Origin of the sequence: Enterococcus sp. AZ095a (assembly GCF_050546735.1) — a bacterium.
Taxonomy (GTDB): domain Bacteria; phylum Bacillota; class Bacilli; order Lactobacillales; family Enterococcaceae; genus Enterococcus_D; species Enterococcus_D entomosocium.
On record NZ_CP172953.1, the window covers coordinates 3,321,449 to 3,336,457 of the forward strand.

A 15,009-nucleotide genomic window follows, 5' to 3' on the forward strand; every position below is an offset into this window, starting at 1 on the left:
GTCATCGCTTTCATAGCAATGAAGAGGCATCTCAAAGTTTTTACGAAAAAAAGCCGCACGACAACGATTCGCTGCCGTGCAGTTCCTTCAGTACATTCTCTTCAAGCCCAAAGGCACGCCTTAAAGCTGATCCAGTGCCTCGCTGATCGGTGTTTCTCCTGCTTGGACTTTGATGACTTTTTGATAAGTTGCTGGGCGTTCCAGCATTTCACCTAACAAGACGGCGACATCCTCGATCGGGATCGCACCAGAGGTCGTTTCACTGATCTCGATCAAACTAGATCCTGGTGTTTCTTTCAACGCACCCGGCTGCAAAATCGTATAGTCTAGTGAGGTATTGTCGATCAGCCAGCGATCAGAGAAAAATTTGGCGATCGTGTAATCCATCAATGACGCCATGCCTTCCCTTTGCCACTGTTCAGGTTCTAAGGCATAGGCTGAGCTAAGGTGGATGTAGCGCTTGATTCCTTTTGATTCAGCGGCTTGCATCACTTTGACCGCACCATACAGATCAGATTGCAGCAAGTCTTTGCCTCGGGAACCCGCCACGAAGTATACCGCTTCCGCATCTGCGAATTTGGCCGCCATCTCTTCCGGTTCCGTGTGTAAATCAAAGAACACGGGCTTGATATTCTCCGTTTCTGTGATTTTCTCACTGCTGCGCGCACCAGCATAAACGATGTGTCCTTGTTTTTCTAGAAAGGCGATCAATTTTTGGCCCACCCGTCCGGTAGCACCAACGACAAAAATTTTCATTTTCTTTACTCCTCTCGATTCTTTTTCCAACTCTTTCTAGTATCATCGTAGGACAAAAACCTAGATCCAACAACTATTCTGTTTCTAAACGAAGGAGAAAAAGGCACAGCACAAACCAATTCTTGCTATTTTTCCCCATAGAAACCCATGTTTTTAAAAAAACACCCAAAAAAATGAAAAAAAATTTTCTCAAACGATTGACAAAGCCTTGACTCTTTTGTAGACTAGGTAAAAATAATTTAAATATTTAGAAAATTCCAAATAAAGAAAAGGACGGTGGCGTATATGACCTGCACCAATGATAGCAAACGAATTATTTTATTATTATAGCCGGGACTGTTTGATTTATACATTCAAAGAGTCCCTATTCACATTGCATCCAAAAAGAAGATCAACTTCTTGAGATGGAGTGTTTTTTTATACCCATTTTCAAGGAAGCGGCCTTTTGCAAGCTGACACATTGATGTCAGATAGATCCGAAAACGCTCGTTGAACAACTGCTGCCGATTCCCCACGGTTATGCACTGCACTTATTCTAAAGACCCCTTCTGTTTGAACACTTGATTGGTCATGCAGAAAAAGGAAGGATGATTTTTTCTTATGAAAACCGTCAACACGATCGCTGCTTTTGTAAACAAGTATTTGATCTATATCATGATTTTATTGATGATCGTCTCTTATTTTTTCCCGCAACCCTTCTTATGGATTCCGCCTCGTACAACGATTCTTCTGAGCATCATCATGTTTTGTATGGGGATGACTTTAAACGTTGCTGCGTTTAAAATGGTCGTCTTACAGCCTAAAGCATTCATCTTAGGAGTGCTTTTCCAGTTCACCATCAGTCCTTTGGTGGCTTACGGCTTAGCGCAGCTGTTTGGTCTTTCTTCCGGTTTGATCATCGGGTTTGTCCTACTAGGTTGCGTTTCTGGTGGAACCGCCAGCAATGTCATGACCTTTATCGGCAAAGGCGATGTCGCCCTCACCGTTTCCATGACCACGGTATCGACCTTGTTAGCGACCGTCGTTACCCCCTTTTTGGTTTACATCTTGGCTGGTCAGTATACTGAGATCTCCTTCTGGGAAATGCTCTTGTCTGTCTTGCAGATGGTGCTTTTGCCGATCATTTTAGGGGTGATCGTCCACAAACTCATTGCCAAGCACATCGAGCGATTTCTGCAATCATTTGTGTTGATTTCTTCCGTTAGTATCTTATTGATCGTTGCCGGAACTGTCGCTCGCAACGGTGCCGTCATCGTCCAATCTGGCTTGATCGTGATTTTCTTAGTCTTGCTCCATAACTTGATCGGCTACGGTGCAGGCTATGGTCTGAGCCGTGTGATGGGCGTCAGTGCCACCCAAGCCAAATCCATCATGTTTCAATTAGGAATGAAAAATACCGGCCTAGCGATCTCGTTAGCCAATGCCCACTTTGCCGCCATTGCTGCAGCCGTTACCCCTGCCGCAGTCGGCATGGTGATCCATCAAATTACCGGACCAATTTTAGCCAATCTCGTGGCCAAGAAAGAAGGAAAACAGTATGAGTCAAAGTATCTTTTTGCCAAACTACACAATCGGGGCGGACGCCTACGAAAAAGTAAATGAGATCGTAAAACCATACGGCACCAATGCCGTGATCATCGGCGGAAAAACCGCCCTTGAAAAAGCCGAAGACAAGATCAAAGCCGGTTTAACGTCAGCAGTCAAAGTGACGGATACCTTGTGGTACGGCGGCAACTCGACCTATGAAAACGTCGATCAGCTGTTAGCCAATCCAAGCGTCCAAGCCGCCGATGTTCTATTCGCCGTTGGCGGCGGCCGCGTTTGCGATACCGTCAAAGTGGTTGGAGAAAAAGCAGGCAAACCAGTCTTCACCTTTCCAACGATCGGCTCCAACTGCTCACCAGTCACCGCGGTCTGTGTCATCTATAAAGAAAACGGCGAGATGCAAGGGCTGTTTTTCCCTTCGCAACCACCGACCCATGCCTTTATCGACAGTGAGATCATCGCCCAGGCTCCCGACAAGTACTTATGGGCAGGAATCGGCGATGCCCTCTCCAAAGAGATCGAATCGACGTTTTCAGCGCGGGGCGATGAGTTAGACTACACCGATGGGTTAGGCATCCAAATCGGCAAAATGTGCACGGAACGCTTATTGCAATACGGCACACAAGCCTTGAAAGACAGTGCCGCCAATCAGCCATCTTATGCCATTGAGCAAGTCGTCTTGGATATCATCGTGACTACCGGCTTAGTTTCCGTCTTAGTCATCAATGATTACAACTCCGCCCTTGCCCATTCCTTTTACTACGGAACGACCGTTTTGGAAAAAATGGAAGACTATTTACATGGTGCTTCCGTTAGTTACGGTGTTTTGGCCTTGTTGCAACTCGATCAGCAAGAGGCCCTCTTCCAGCGCATCTACGCCTTTATGAAGGAAAACAAACTGCCGGTTTGCTTAGCAGATATGGGTCTTAACGCCACCAGCGACCTTGAGGCAATCTTAGATAAAGCAATGACCACCAATGATATCGTCCACGTGCCTTATGAGATCACGCGAGAAATGTTCAAACAAGCAATCTTAGACGTAGAAGCCTACCATGCCAAACAAAACCAAGCGTCATTGGCAGCTGCCAATTAAATGAAACCCTCCAGCAATTCGTTGCTGGAGGGTTTTTGTATGGCCTTTTTTTCTCTTACGTTTGATTGCAGTCGGTTTGGATTTCATAAAAAATATTCATAGCAAGTTAATACGATACTACTCATTATCTAGGTCTTTAGAAAATATTAAAAAGCACAATCAGCCTATGATACGACTGAGAGACTGCTTACCTCCCTAATTATCTACTTGTGAATAAAAGCGCATGAAAAAGCAATCCTTGTTATACTTATAAATAACACGAAGTCCTTAGGAAAAGGAGGAACCCTCATGACCCGTTACCAACGATTTCGCTTTGCTCATTTAGGCGCTCTTTGGATGCTGGGCTTACTCCTCACTGGCTGCAGTGCGGATACAGCACCGATTGAAGAACAACCGACTACCAACACCGCCACTTCTTCTGAACCTGCGGTTTCCTATGAAACCTTTCCACTGCCGCAACCGATCTTAGACGGGGAAACCAGTGTGGCGGAAGCTCTCTTCGAGCGGCGCTCGCAACGAGATTTTCAAGACACTGAGCTAACACAAGAACAGCTGGCACAGCTTTTATGGGCCGCTGCCGGTGTCACTACAGAAGATGGTCGCCGGACAGCGCCTTCGGCTGGTGCCTTGTATCCCTTAGACCTCTATGTCGTGGTCACACAGGTAACGGGGCTTGAGCCAGGGCTTTATCTGTATCAACCTGAGCAACATGCCTTAGAAAAAATCCTTGCTGGTGATTTTCGGACCGCATTGGCGGAAGGTTCGTTGGATCAGCAAGCGATCCAACGGGCACCTGCCACATTGCTTTATACAGTGGTTTATGAACGACTGATTGAGCGCTATGGGGACCGAGGAATCGAACGCTATGCCTATATCGAAGTCGGTCATTCCGCCCAAAACGTCCTTTTACAAGCCCAAGCGTTAGGCTTAGGCGCTGTGCCGATCGGCGCCTTCACGGATCATGAACTCAAAGAATTATTACAACTGCCGACGGAAAATGAACCCCGCTATTTGATTCCAGTGGGGGTTATTGAGTAGCGCTACTGAATAACAGAGCCTATTTTCGTAGGATTGTCAGTCTTTCATTAGAAAACGGCAACTGGCAAGGTTGATTTTCCCAGCAAAACCAGTAGAATCGAAAAACCACCTGCAAAAACAGCAGGTGGTTTTTCGATGGACTTACAGTTTGTATGATCGGACTTCTTCTGGTATTTCTTCTAGCGGCAACTCTTTTACTACCGCCTCGGTACCTGCTGCCATCGCTGTATCGTAGTACCAGCATTTGTATTTGATCGTATTCATCGTTTCTTGCAAGGCTGCCATTTGCTTGGTGACTTCTTCCAAACGTTCATGAAACAGCTGCTGTCGTTTCTGCAAAGACGCATCGCCTTCTTCGCCCCAATCCAAGAAATTCTTGATGTCTTTGATGGGCATGCCGGTATTCTTCAAACAATCGATCACTTTGATCGTCGCTACTTCTTTTTCTGAAAACACCCGAATGCCGCCATTGCTACGGGCCATATTCGGAAACATTCCTTCTCGATCGTAGTAACGTAGTGTCGAGATGGGGATGTTAGTCGTTTTTGATACTTCACCAATCGAGTAACTCACTTGCATCGCTCCTAAAAAAAATTTTGTTTCTCCCTTGACCTAAACCTAACTTCAGGTTCTACAATAAAAATACACCGCAAGCACTGTACTGTCAATCACCCGTCATCTCGCAGGTTTGGGTTTGGCAGCAGCAGGATTCGATGAAAAAATCATTCACTGGAGGAAATACAAATGACAGAAATCAAAGAAAAAGTTATCGTAATTATGGGAGCCTCTTCGGGAATTGGGGAAGCAACCGCCGTTAAGCTAGCCGAACAAGGGGCAAAAGTAGTAATCGCAGCCCGCCGCGAAGAGCGCATTAAAGCCCTGGCTGAAAAACTAGGAGAAAATGTTTTGTATCAAACAGCCGATGTCACGAATCGCGAACAAGTCCAACAAGTCATTGATTTAGCCATGACCTCCTTTGGTCGTATTGATGTCCTTTTCAATAATGCTGGTATCATGCCTCAAGGAAACTTGGCAGAGTTGAACTATGACAGCTGGCAAAAAATGCTGGATATCAATATCATGGGGGTATTGAACGGGATCGGCGCTGTGCTGCCCATCATGCAAAAACAACAAGATGGCTTGATCATCGCCACTGACTCAGTTGCTGGACATGTCATTTACCCGGGATCTGCCGTGTACAACGGGACAAAGTTTGCAGTTCGTGCAATCATGGAAGGCTTGCGCCAAGAAGAACGTGAACATGGCATTCGCTCCACCATCGTCTCTCCGGGAATGGTCTCCACGGAATTGTTTGAAACCGTAGGTAATGCTCAACTAGAAGCAGCCTTGAAAGAAACCTCTCGCGTAGAAGGCAACAGCCTAACGCCAGAAGATGTAGCAAATGCAGTGGTTTATGCCATTCAACAGCCCAAACATGTGGCGATCAGCGAAGTCTTGCTGCGCCCAGCAAAACAAACCGTTTAAGCTATTTCTACTAGCCCGTGAAACCTGCTATCCGCCTGAGGCGATCGCAGGTTTTTTTGTCGTCAAATCCCGCCGTTCCCCTAGGAAAAATTACTTGTTTTTCTTGTAACACCCGCTTGTCCGAGTAATGTAAACCAATCGTTGCTTTATGTAAACGACTAGGTTCTGTTGCTACGGGGGAAATTTTTTTATACTTAGTACAAAGCTTCCGTATAAAACGACCAATCAGAAACGAACCTACCGTATTTCTCTTATTTATGAATAGCCGAGCATGATTGATATCCCGCCTTCAACGTTGACTTGCAAGTATTATTAGCTGTCCTCTTTTAGTACTTGCTTTTTATAAAAGAATGGAGTGAGTGTATGAATGTGAAACAGCTGCTCGTCATTGCCGAGCAACGAAGAAACATCACGAATCAGAAATTGACCTATGCAGAAAACTTCTTGGCGGCCGGCTACTCTGCTGCCGAATTGCTGGCAGACGAAACCTTTCTCGAATTAGAGCGAAGGGAAACCCAACTGATTGCAGAACGCAATGCTATCTTTTACGAAGAAGTCAGCCACAATTAATCTCCCCTGTCCAATTGTAGGCGACGAAAAAGCGAAGGATCAGCAGCACCTTCGCTTTTTTCTATCCCCCTCAAAGGCGTCCTTTGCCTTGAGGATAACGCTGCTTGATCGTCCAATAAAACAGCCCTGCAAAGAAACTGCCGAGAATCAGGAAATTCAAACCGTATAGACAGTAGAGGAAGAAAAAGTTCAGCTGCCCACTGCTCCAAAAGCCTGTGATTCCCATTAAAACCAGACTGTTGACGCATCCTGTCAACAGACAAACCATGCGACTGCACTCCAAACTTTGTAATAAGTATTTTGTGATTTCATATAACGGACTGACGAGCATTATCCCCAGCATGATTGGCAAAATAGCTGGCAACAAGTCTAAAACAGCTACATCTGTAGTAAACAACTGGAAAAAAGCAGAACGAAAGCCCCAGATCAGACTGGCGATTCCAACATAAGCCACGAAAGAAGAAGCGAAGGCACTTTTTCCCACTGCTAAAATCTTCTGACGATTTTTCTGACCATTCGCCTCACTCGCAAAGACGGTCACTGCGTTGCCATACATCAAAGCAGGCAACCGTGCGATCATCAATCCTTGGCTGCCGATCGCATAGGCGGCCAGCGTACTAACACCCAACCGTGAGACGAAAGCTTCAAAAGCAATAATAAAGACTAAGCCTTCAAAGCATTCCTGAATCATTAAGGGGATCGATTTTTTCAATAAAAAGGCGCGTTTTCGTGGTCTTTGTTTTAGCCCTCTTGCTAGACTTTCTCTTAAAAGAACCCCATAAATCCCCAGCAAGCACAAAGTCGCAAGCATATTTGCGATGCCACTGCCTAAGACCCCCATGGCGGGAAAACCGAGATTGCCGTTGATCAATAAATAGCTAAGCAACACCTGTACCAACGCACTAATGATCGAAACACCGAGGATGTAGTTCGTTTTCTTTTCAATTTTTAAAAGGCTAGTAAAAACAAACGTGACTAACGTAAGTAAAATATAGGGGGACATGATTGCAAGATACAACGTCGCAGTTCCTAGCAGCTCCCCGCTAAATCCGTAAACAAGCTGTAAAATGTCTCGTCCAAAAAGCAGGAAAATCAGCAAAAAGCTCACACCGATCGCGACTACTAAAAAAAGAACCGACGACAGATAATCATTTAACTGCGTCTCTTCTCTTTGCCCGACTGCCTTTGCGCCATAAATATTAAAAGCCAGCCCAATCGCACCTAAGATACCCGCAAAAGCATAGAGAAACCCGTCGATCAGTGCGATCGCCGCCAGCGCTTCCGTGGATCTTCTTGAAATAATCGCTAAGGAAACTTGTGCAATAATGATTTGAAACAAATTGGAAGCAATCAAAGGCAATGTAAAAGACTGTATTTTTTTGTTCAAGAAGCTCTCCTCTCTCCTTCGCAATAACTGAACAACGCCCACCCACTAATTGTGATTCACATCACAATACAAGCGATCGTTAATAGTCGCAAATACTCAACGACCCATCAGGCGTTTTGACGTTTCTCTCTCCATTTAACCATACAGCCTTCTCGGTGTATATTCCTTCGTAATTAAAAAACAAAACATCCCGACAAGCTCCGCTTATTTCCTCCATTGGTGTCGACAAGCAATCACTGATGAAGAATAAAAAGGTTCAGAAGAACATACTGCTCTTCTGAACCTTTTCTATGGGATGATAAAAAACGCGACAAACCTTTCAAAAATCCCGCTATTTCTTCACGATCAGCTGAACGGCTTGATCGATTTTCTGCTTTTGGGTTTCCGTGTCGCTGTCTGGATTTTCCAAACAATTTTTCAAATTCTCAGCGACAATGATTCCCATAATACGGTTGACGCTGGAACTGACGGCGGACAATTGCGTGATGACATCGACGCATTCTTTCTCGTCTTCGATCATTTTTTGAATCCCCCGCAACTGGCCTTCGGTTCGTTTTAACCGATTCAAAATATCTTTGTTGCATGCGGTCATCGTTTGATTTCTCCTCTCCATGCTGACATGCCGCCGAGGACATTGGTCACTTGAAACCCTTGCTGGCTCAAAAACTCAGACGCCATTTGCGAACGAGTCCCTGAGTGACAGATGACATAGTAATTTTTATCCTTCTCTAAGTCGCTGATCTGTTCCGTCAGCTCGCTCAACGGTAGGTTTTGTGCTGTTTTGATGTGTCCTTGTGCAAACTCATCAACTTCTCTGACATCAAGGATCTCAAGCGCCTCACGTTTTTCTTTTTGGGTAAATTCCTCCATAGATATTGCTTTAATCATGAATAATCATCTCCGGCTTAATAGTATTATACAACGAAAAGGCACCATCGAGGTTTTGACAATTGATGCCCGCTTGTTTTAAGATGCGTTCGGCAATGTAGCTTCTCAATCCGCTATGACACGTAACAACATACGAAACACTTGGATCCAATTCAGACAACCGATTTCTCAATTCATCTAACGGAATGTGGAGCGCCTCTTGAAAACGCCCATTATTGGCTAATTCCATCTCTGAACGAACATCCAACAACTGCTTACCGTTTTCTAAGGCCTCCGTCAATTCGTGCCATTGGATATTCTCACTGATTCCTTCTGCCAGATTGATCGCTGCATAGCCAATCATATTCACTGGATCTTTCGCTGAGCCAAAAGGCGGCGCGTAGGTGAATTCCAGTTCAGGCAAGTCAAAGATCGTTAAGCCACCTTTGATCGCTGTTGCTAAAATATCGATCCGTTTATCGACCCCTTTGGCACCGATGCCTTGCGCACCGTAGATGTTTCCAGTATCAGCATCAAAAATCAATTTCAAATAAATATCCGTCGCATCAGGATAATACCCAGCATGGTCTTTGCCTGAAAGATGAACCACCTGAGGATTTAGCCCCGCCAGTTTGGCACTGCGCTCACTCAACCCAGTGGACGCTGCGGCAAGATCGAATACGCGCACGATCGCCGTCCCAATACTGCCTTTGTTTTTGCGAGTCAGTCCTCCCAATACATCAGCCACTTGCCGACCTTGGCGATTGGCCGGTGACGCCAAGGAGATCAGCGTGTCTTCGTTAGTGATTTGTTGTTTCACAACGATGGCATCTCCCACCGCGTAAATGTCTTTCTTGCTGGTTTGGTATTGCTCATCTACCAGGATACCCCCCCGGTGTCCTAATTGGATACCGGCACGTTTTGCCAAATCCGTTTCTGGTTGGACACCCACCGAAAGAATCGTGATATCTGAAGCCAGAACCGTTCCATCCTCCAGAACGATTTCTTGCCCTGCTTTTTCAAAAGCGGTCGCTGACTGCGAGGTCAAAACATTGACCCCTTGCTTGATCAATTCATTTTTGACATACGCCGCCATTTCTTCATCCAAAGGTGGCAATACGTGTGGTGCTTTTTCCACGATCGTTACTTGTAGGCCTTTTTTATGTAAATTTTCAGCGACTTCTAACCCAATAAACCCAGCGCCAATGATCGTCGCTTTTTGAGGCTTTTTGTCTTCAAGATGTGCCATGATTTGGTCTAAGTCAGGAACATTGCGCAAAGAAAAGGCGTTGGTTGCTTCTTCTAGCCCTTTGATCGCTGGTACTAGCGGTTTTGCCCCCGGCGATAAAATCAACGCATCATAAGATTCCGTGAAGACCTGTTCGCCATGTTTGACCGTGACCGTTTTCTCCTGCGGATCGATCGCCAGTACCTCATGAAAAGGCCGTACATCTAGGTTAAACCGTTTTTTTAATGCCTCAGGTGTTTGGACCAATAAGGCGTCTCGCTCTTCGATCTCACCAGAAATGGCATACGGCAGTCCACAATTCGCAAAAGAGACAAAAGGACCTTTTTCAAAAATAATGATCTCCGCTACTTCTTTAAGCCGACGTAAGCGCGTTGCTGCAGACATTCCTCCTGCTACCCCACCGACAATAACTATTTTTTCCATCGTTACTTTCCTCCTTTGGTTGTTCCCCGCCATTGATTCATGCCACCGCGAACATTGACCACATCAAACCCCTTTTTATTTAGGATTTTGGCTGCTTGTTTGCTTCGCATCCCTGATTGGCAAATGACTGCCAGTTTCTTGTCACCTTTTTTAGTGAAGCCCGCAATCTTGTTTAACGGTACATTTTTGGCGTAGGCAATGTGCCCGCTACGGTACTCCGCCGGCGTGCGAACATCCAGAACCGTCCATTCTTTGGCTCCTTCTTTTTGTAAATCTGCTGTTGACATACTTGGTATGCGTTTAAATAATGAAAACATTTCTTGCTCCTTTCTTATACCCCTCGGGGTATATTAAACAAGATGTTTCCCTATTTGTCAACTAAGTGATTTTCTTTAAGAAAAGAAACTTGCTGTTGCGTTGCTCCCCACTCGATAAACTGTCATGTATCGGACATGTACCAATCAAGCAAGAGGAAAAAAAGCCACATATTTCCTTCCCCTCAGCCTCAGTGCTATAATAAACAAAAAGATATGCAGTAAAAAATAACACACTACAAGGTCACTTCGTCAAAGACGTTTTTCACGACCTCAGAATAAAAACGATGCTCCTCTCAAAAAAACAGCAGATAAAAAACGACGCAAGCACCACTTTCCCTTGATTTATCAAGAAGCAAGCCCTGCTTTCTTGGAATCAGCGTGGGTTTCGACTATGCTTAAGTCACATCAGCGAAAGGAAAAAAAGATGGAATTTGGCGAAAAAATCAAAGAAGTACGCACAAGAAATAACTTGACCCAAGAACAATTTGCCACTCAATTACACGTGACGAGACAAGCCGTTTCGAACTGGGAAAACAATCGCAATCTACCAGATTTAGAAATGCTGATTGCCATCGCCACGATTTTTCAACTCTCGCTTGATGAATTGATTTTAGGAGGAACTCAAGTGAACAAGATCACTGAAAAACTAATCAAAGACGGCAGCGAGACTCGACGCGCCAAACTCAATTTGATCACGACCTTGATCGGAACATTTTTACTACTATTCGGCTTTGCCTGCTTCTTCATCAAAGCAAGCTCCGTGGAATACATCGATCAATCCGGCATTTTACATGAAAATTTCTATCTAATCCCCGTAGGATTTTTGTTCCTATTGGCTAGTTTCGTAGTATTTGCGGGAACCGGGATCAATTATTTTCGAGCTGCTAGAAGAAAATAACGCAAAAAAACTCGATTCCAGATGATGGAATCGAGTTTTTAACTTTTGTTTAATAAAGAATAGTCCCTTCAATGAACACTATCGCTTAGCCAAGCAGCATTTCCAGACTCTAACGGATAATCCACCCCTAAACGAAAATAGTCCCACAGTTAGCTATTCACCGCTTAAAAACCCAATTTCCAAGCACAAGATCCTCTTTCAGATATTCCGATATTTCAAGTAAGAGGCACGTAAGTTTTCAATGTTTTCTTCATAATGCTCTTTAAAGAAAACAGAGTAGATGGAATCAAACAAAAATTGAAAAATGATCGTGATCGCAAAATCAGCGATCTTGTCTTTTTCATGATCGATCGGGCCTACTACGAGGTTGCGATCGCCATGATGATTGAGTAAGTGGTCATCAGATGAGCTGATGACGACCATTTTCACTTGATTGCCTTTTAAAATCTTTGCTAGCTCCAAGTGACGCTTTTGAACAGGATGATAGGAAGCATATATCGCAATGTCTTGGGTGCCTGCCGATTGTGCAAGTGAAATTTTTTGATAGAGATTTGCAGGAACTGTGACTCTGGCACCACAGCTTTCCATTCGATCTTTAAAAATTTTTGCTACATGCAGCTGTTCATCATCGACAAACACAATAATATTGACAGCATGGATCAAGTCCACGGCAATCTGTTGCAGATCCTTGACACTGATAAAAGTCGTTGCCAAAAATAACGAGCGCTCGTACAAATCTCTTAAATTTGAGATGACGGTAAACGCAGAATCTGTTTTTCCAAATGGAATATTCAAATCTACTTTTTTATCTGCATGCTGTAATTGATCGGCATAAGAGGCAGTGACCATTAATTTCAATTCATTCAACCCGGAATACCCCAACTTTTTGCAAAAACGATAGATGGTAGCTTTAGAAACAAATGCCAATGAACTGATCTCACGAATGGTCATCTGTGTAAAAGCAACTGGGTCCTTATTAATCAAATCAATAATGTTGTGTTCTGTATCAGACAAATATTTAACACAATTCAGTTTTGCAAATAAATTCATGACTATATCTCCCAAACGATTTTGCACCGAACGATTTCTGGTCTTTTTCTAAACGCAGAGTGTCTCCCATGCTCATATAAGGTTGTGTTTTACTTTTTTCACTTTATTTAAATGATGATTCATCAAGGCGCCGATCAAATTCGCGTCATTTCGAAACTTGCACGGAACGATCTTCGGCACTGCAAGATGATATGTGTGTTTCTCTTTCAACCGATCAATGCTTTTTTCGATTTCTTGGATAAATCGTTTTTGCTCACTGATTCCGCCCCCGATAGCAAATGTCTCGGGATCAAAAATATACTGCAGGTTGAACAAATGAAGAGCGATCGTATCACAATACTTTTCTAGAACGCCTTGCAGTTCTTTGTCGCCTTCTTCAATCAGTTGAAACAGCAACTCACCACTGAGCGTGCCTTTTTCCATCCCTTTGACTCGTTCTCCTTCACTAACCAGCGACAGAACACTGCCAGAAGCACCGAAATAAGCGGCTGGTTGATGGTACGCATCGGTTTGCTGGACAAAACTAAACTCGCCAGCGATCCCGCTGCTGCCGCGATGTAGGCGATTATTGATGATCAGTCCACCGCCGACACCAGTGCCAAAGACCAAGACGATGCCATGATCTGTATGCGCCAGCGCTCCGACCCACGATTCTGCCAATGCCGCGCATTTGCCGTCATTTTCTACCGAGATCGGCAAATCAGTGAATGTATGAAAGAGATCAACGATGTTTGTCTGTTCTAAAAAGGTCAGCACACCAGCGGTATGGGCATAACCGTTGAAAACATCAATTTTCCCCGGCATACTGATGGCGATACCATCGACTTGCCCTTCGAATTGCCGAAAAATTTCTTCGACAGCGACTAAAAAGCAGGCTTTCTCTTCAAGAGGTGTTTTTACTTTCCCTTTGAAGAAAATCTCACGATCCCCCGTCATTAAACAGTATTTGATGTAACTGCCTCCTATATCATAAACAAGATAATTCATTGTTTACCCAACTTTCTCAAAAAATATTTCACCTCGGAATATATGGTATCTTCCGAGGTGATAACCCATTATCGTTTTTGCTTTGCTAACCAGTGAAACAACGACTGGGTTTCATTCGCAATCTCACCATTATAAACTGGAATCCATGCCCAATGATCATTGTAGTGATATGGTTCGCCCGTATCGTCCTGATAGTAGCCTGTTTCGTCTGTTATCGCATCCAGAGCAGTCAAGTGAAGCTCAGGATGGTTCATCGCTTTTAGCATTTCATATAATGACTGACTATGCTCGTTAAAGGAAACGACTTGATCGTGAATGCCATGAGTCAACCAAAGTGGGACCTCCTTGAGGCCTTCAAGTTGTCTTTGATCGAGCCATTGTGTCTTATAGGCCTGACAAATAGGAAAAGCTGCCGCGAAAAAATTGGGCTTTCTTAAAAGCAGATTGATGGTCATAAAGCCGCCATTGGAGCCGCCGCCTAAATAGATCCGCGTTGGATCGATCGTTTCAAAGGTCTGAACTGTTTCATCAATCAAACGGCTGACAGCTCGGGTATACTTGCTGGTGCCATCTTGAGTGTAACCGCCGCTTCCATCGTTCATCCACATATCTGGCACTTGAGGAACCAGAAGATAGGCGCCACCAAACATCGCTTGTACTTCGGGATCAGACCAAGCAACCACTTTATTGCCCAAAAGCGCAATTTCAGGATCGGTTCCGCCTTCGCCCGCACCGTGCAAAAGAATGATTAGGGGATGCTTCCCTTTATCTTTCGGTTCAAAAAGTGCATGGTGTAAAGTGATCTCACCAAACTCAGCATCTACATAAAGAAATTCTTTTTGCAGAAATTGCTCGGTCCCTTCATAAACGGTTTCTTCAAACTGTTGGTTCGTCAAAACGAGGTCGTTCAAAGAAGAACCATTAATACACATTGGCTTCTTTAGCGTAATCGTATACATCGTCTGTCGCTTTTGATTCAAAAACAGCTGTGGATTAAAGACAAAGGGTGATGTCAAAGGGGCATCGGGATGAACCTGCAACGCCAATGTAACGCACGTCGTCGGCAGATCGACGGGTTGCTTTTGTCCTGTCGAATCAGATAAATAAGCCTCTTTGAGTTCAATCTTGCCTTTTATCTGCTTTGGCATTTTCGTCGACCAATCAAAGCCTTCTTTTTCTCCTAGTACTTCAAAAAACGAGGCATCTACTTGCTCATCGATCATTTGTCCAAAATCAATCACAATTTTATGGTTTGCCGGTCCCCAATCGTATCCTTGGCAATGGACGGAATACGTGATCTGGGTAGGTGTATCAGTCTCTGTCTTTGTCATAAAAAACCTCCAG

16 protein-coding genes are annotated in these 15,009 nt (G+C 44.4%); 6 read left to right on the plus strand and 10 right to left on the minus strand.

All coding sequences use genetic code 11. The features are described 5' to 3' along the window. Positions 1–120: 120 nt before the first annotated feature. Entirely contained in the window at positions 121–756 is a 636-nt protein-coding gene (locus IGJ26_RS15375; protein ID WP_005233250.1) for an NAD(P)H-binding protein, read from the minus strand. Between the two features lie 600 nt (positions 757–1,356). Between IGJ26_RS15375 and IGJ26_RS15380 the strand changes: the two genes are divergently transcribed. From IGJ26_RS15380 to IGJ26_RS15390, 3 genes are all read left to right on the plus strand, one after another. Beyond that, positions 1,357–2,358, plus strand: a complete 1,002-nt coding sequence (locus IGJ26_RS15380; RefSeq protein ID WP_005233246.1) for a bile acid:sodium symporter family protein — start codon at positions 1,357–1,359, stop codon at positions 2,356–2,358. Beyond that, entirely contained in the window at positions 2,294–3,394 is a 1,101-nt protein-coding gene (locus IGJ26_RS15385) for an iron-containing alcohol dehydrogenase family protein (RefSeq protein WP_005233244.1), read from the plus strand. Before IGJ26_RS15380 ends, IGJ26_RS15385 begins: the two co-directional genes overlap by 65 nt. A gap of 288 nt (positions 3,395–3,682) precedes the next feature. After that, positions 3,683–4,432: a SagB/ThcOx family dehydrogenase gene (locus tag IGJ26_RS15390; RefSeq protein ID WP_086298800.1), complete on the plus strand. Its 750-nt coding sequence runs from the start codon at positions 3,683–3,685 to the stop codon at positions 4,430–4,432. Positions 4,433–4,573: 141 nt separating this feature from the next. Here IGJ26_RS15390 and IGJ26_RS15395 read toward each other — a convergent pair whose 3' ends face one another. After that, positions 4,574–5,011, minus strand: a complete 438-nt coding sequence (locus tag IGJ26_RS15395) for a MerR family transcriptional regulator (RefSeq protein WP_086298802.1) — start codon at positions 5,009–5,011, stop codon at positions 4,574–4,576. A 165-nt stretch (positions 5,012–5,176) separates the two neighbouring features. Here IGJ26_RS15395 and IGJ26_RS15400 point away from each other — a divergent pair, with 165 nt between their 5' ends. Together IGJ26_RS15400 and IGJ26_RS15405 are read left to right on the plus strand one after the other, a co-directional pair. Then, a complete protein-coding gene (locus tag IGJ26_RS15400) occupies positions 5,177–5,917 on the plus strand; it encodes an SDR family oxidoreductase (RefSeq protein WP_008380252.1) in 741 nt (246 codons plus the stop codon). Positions 5,918–6,280: 363 nt separating this feature from the next. Beyond that, the gene (locus tag IGJ26_RS15405; protein ID WP_008380254.1) at positions 6,281–6,487 is read left to right on the plus strand and encodes a hypothetical protein; all 207 of its coding nucleotides are present in this window, start codon (positions 6,281–6,283) and stop codon (positions 6,485–6,487) included. Positions 6,488–6,557: 70 nt separating this feature from the next. On the opposite strand, the gene IGJ26_RS15410 is transcribed toward IGJ26_RS15405, so the two are convergent. The 5 genes from IGJ26_RS15410 to IGJ26_RS15430 form a co-directional block, all read right to left on the minus strand. After that, positions 6,558–7,874, minus strand: a complete 1,317-nt coding sequence (locus tag IGJ26_RS15410) for an MATE family efflux transporter (RefSeq protein WP_194199879.1) — start codon at positions 7,872–7,874, stop codon at positions 6,558–6,560. Positions 7,875–8,205: 331 nt separating this feature from the next. Continuing rightward, a complete protein-coding gene (locus IGJ26_RS15415) occupies positions 8,206–8,466 on the minus strand; it encodes a metal-sensitive transcriptional regulator (RefSeq protein WP_005230585.1) in 261 nt (86 codons plus the stop codon). Then, on the minus strand, positions 8,463–8,762 hold the full coding sequence (locus IGJ26_RS15420) for a rhodanese-like domain-containing protein (protein WP_005233232.1): 300 nt from the start codon (positions 8,760–8,762) through the stop codon (positions 8,463–8,465). The genes IGJ26_RS15415 and IGJ26_RS15420 overlap by 4 nt, the downstream gene beginning before the upstream one ends. Continuing rightward, positions 8,755–10,413, minus strand: a complete 1,659-nt coding sequence (locus tag IGJ26_RS15425; RefSeq protein WP_430599717.1) for an FAD-dependent oxidoreductase — start codon at positions 10,411–10,413, stop codon at positions 8,755–8,757. The genes IGJ26_RS15420 and IGJ26_RS15425 overlap by 8 nt, the downstream gene beginning before the upstream one ends. A gap of 2 nt (positions 10,414–10,415) precedes the next feature. Continuing rightward, a complete protein-coding gene (locus IGJ26_RS15430; RefSeq protein WP_086316654.1) occupies positions 10,416–10,730 on the minus strand; it encodes a rhodanese-like domain-containing protein in 315 nt (104 codons plus the stop codon). 424 nt (positions 10,731–11,154) lie between these two features. On the opposite strand from IGJ26_RS15430, the gene IGJ26_RS15435 reads away from it, so the two are divergent. Further along, entirely contained in the window at positions 11,155–11,628 is a 474-nt protein-coding gene (locus IGJ26_RS15435; RefSeq protein ID WP_052533231.1) for a DUF3955 domain-containing protein, read from the plus strand. Between the two features lie 198 nt (positions 11,629–11,826). Here the strand turns inward: IGJ26_RS15435 and IGJ26_RS15440 are convergent, their stop codons facing one another. The 3 genes from IGJ26_RS15440 to IGJ26_RS15450 form a co-directional block, all read right to left on the minus strand. Then, positions 11,827–12,678, minus strand: a complete 852-nt coding sequence (locus IGJ26_RS15440; RefSeq protein ID WP_042890882.1) for a MurR/RpiR family transcriptional regulator — start codon at positions 12,676–12,678, stop codon at positions 11,827–11,829. Positions 12,679–12,750: 72 nt separating this feature from the next. Then, entirely contained in the window at positions 12,751–13,665 is a 915-nt protein-coding gene (locus IGJ26_RS15445; protein WP_016620279.1) for an ROK family protein, read from the minus strand. Between the two features lie 68 nt (positions 13,666–13,733). After that, complete coding sequence (locus IGJ26_RS15450; RefSeq protein ID WP_430599718.1) at positions 13,734–14,996, minus strand: prolyl oligopeptidase family serine peptidase; 1,263 nt, start codon at positions 14,994–14,996, stop codon at positions 13,734–13,736. Between the last annotated feature and the right edge of the window lie 13 nt (positions 14,997–15,009).

What these genes read in the sequence shown, in the direction of transcription:
- IGJ26_RS15385 (WP_005233244.1), top strand. Translation starts at nt 2,294, where the DNA reads ATGAGTCAAAGTATCTTTTTGCCAAACTACACAATCGGGGCGGACGCC.
- IGJ26_RS15430 (WP_086316654.1), bottom strand. Translation starts at nt 10,730, where the DNA reads ATGTTTTCATTATTTAAACGCATACCAAGTATGTCAACAGCAGATTTA.
- IGJ26_RS15405 (WP_008380254.1), top strand. Translation starts at nt 6,281, where the DNA reads ATGAATGTGAAACAGCTGCTCGTCATTGCCGAGCAACGAAGAAACATC.
- IGJ26_RS15415 (WP_005230585.1), bottom strand. Translation starts at nt 8,466, where the DNA reads ATGACCGCATGCAACAAAGATATTTTGAATCGGTTAAAACGAACCGAA.
- IGJ26_RS15375 (WP_005233250.1), bottom strand. Translation starts at nt 756, where the DNA reads ATGAAAATTTTTGTCGTTGGTGCTACCGGACGGGTGGGCCAAAAATTG.
- IGJ26_RS15440 (WP_042890882.1), bottom strand. Translation starts at nt 12,678, where the DNA reads ATGAATTTATTTGCAAAACTGAATTGTGTTAAATATTTGTCTGATACA.
- IGJ26_RS15390 (WP_086298800.1), top strand. Translation starts at nt 3,683, where the DNA reads ATGACCCGTTACCAACGATTTCGCTTTGCTCATTTAGGCGCTCTTTGG.
- IGJ26_RS15445 (WP_016620279.1), bottom strand. Translation starts at nt 13,665, where the DNA reads ATGAATTATCTTGTTTATGATATAGGAGGCAGTTACATCAAATACTGT.
- IGJ26_RS15450 (WP_430599718.1), bottom strand. Translation starts at nt 14,996, where the DNA reads ATGACAAAGACAGAGACTGATACACCTACCCAGATCACGTATTCCGTC.
- IGJ26_RS15380 (WP_005233246.1), top strand. Translation starts at nt 1,357, where the DNA reads ATGAAAACCGTCAACACGATCGCTGCTTTTGTAAACAAGTATTTGATC.
- IGJ26_RS15400 (WP_008380252.1), top strand. Translation starts at nt 5,177, where the DNA reads ATGACAGAAATCAAAGAAAAAGTTATCGTAATTATGGGAGCCTCTTCG.
- IGJ26_RS15425 (WP_430599717.1), bottom strand. Translation starts at nt 10,413, where the DNA reads ATGGAAAAAATAGTTATTGTCGGTGGGGTAGCAGGAGGAATGTCTGCA.
- IGJ26_RS15435 (WP_052533231.1), top strand. Translation starts at nt 11,155, where the DNA reads ATGGAATTTGGCGAAAAAATCAAAGAAGTACGCACAAGAAATAACTTG.
- IGJ26_RS15420 (WP_005233232.1), bottom strand. Translation starts at nt 8,762, where the DNA reads ATGATTAAAGCAATATCTATGGAGGAATTTACCCAAAAAGAAAAACGT.
- IGJ26_RS15395 (WP_086298802.1), bottom strand. Translation starts at nt 5,011, where the DNA reads ATGCAAGTGAGTTACTCGATTGGTGAAGTATCAAAAACGACTAACATC.